Source organism: Dehalococcoidia bacterium (genome assembly GCA_025054935.1).
GTDB lineage: Bacteria > Chloroflexota > Dehalococcoidia > SpSt-223 > SpSt-223 > JANWZD01.
On sequence record JANWZD010000059.1, the window covers coordinates 1 to 631 of the forward strand.

Below are 631 nucleotides of genomic sequence, written 5' to 3' on the forward strand. Positions count from 1 at the left end.
CGGCGCAGACAGCGTCAACCCGGTGACGCACGTCTGGAAAGAGGGCCGGGCGGTGCGCCGGCCGATCGAGGAGGCGAAGCGGCTGCTCGCCGAAGCGGGCTACCCCGACGGACGCGACGCGAAGACGGGCGAGCCGCTCGTGCTGCACCTCGACTCGGTGCAGCGCGGCCCGGCCGACAAGGCGGTGACCGACTGGTGGCGGCGGCAGTTCGCCAAGCTCTCGATCCAGTTCGTGCCGCGCCAGACCGACTGGAACCGCTTCCAGGAAAAGCTGCGCAAAGGCAACACGCAGCTCTTCATGATCGGCTGGATCGCCGACTATCCCGACCCGGAGAACTTCCTCTTTCTGCTGCACACGCCGCAGAGCCGGGCGCGCTTTCAGGGCGAGAACGCCGCGAACTACTCGAACCCCGAGTTCGACGCGCTCTTCGAGCGCATGCGTCACATGCCGAATTCGCCCGAGCGGCAGAAGATCATCGACCGCATGGTCGAGATCTTCCGCCACGATGCGCCCTGGATCGGGGGATTCCATCCGAAGAACTTCGCGCTCTTTCACGGCTGGCTCGCGAACGCGAAGGTGAACGAGATGTCGGGCAACAACCTCAAGTACCTGCGCGTCGACGCCGAGGCG

At 66.2% G+C, this 631-nt stretch carries 1 protein-coding gene; it reads left to right on the plus strand.

What is annotated here, in order from left to right:
• Positions 1-631 (plus strand): ABC transporter substrate-binding protein (locus tag NZ773_16260; protein MCS6803481.1); only part of this gene is annotated, 631 nt, incomplete at both ends.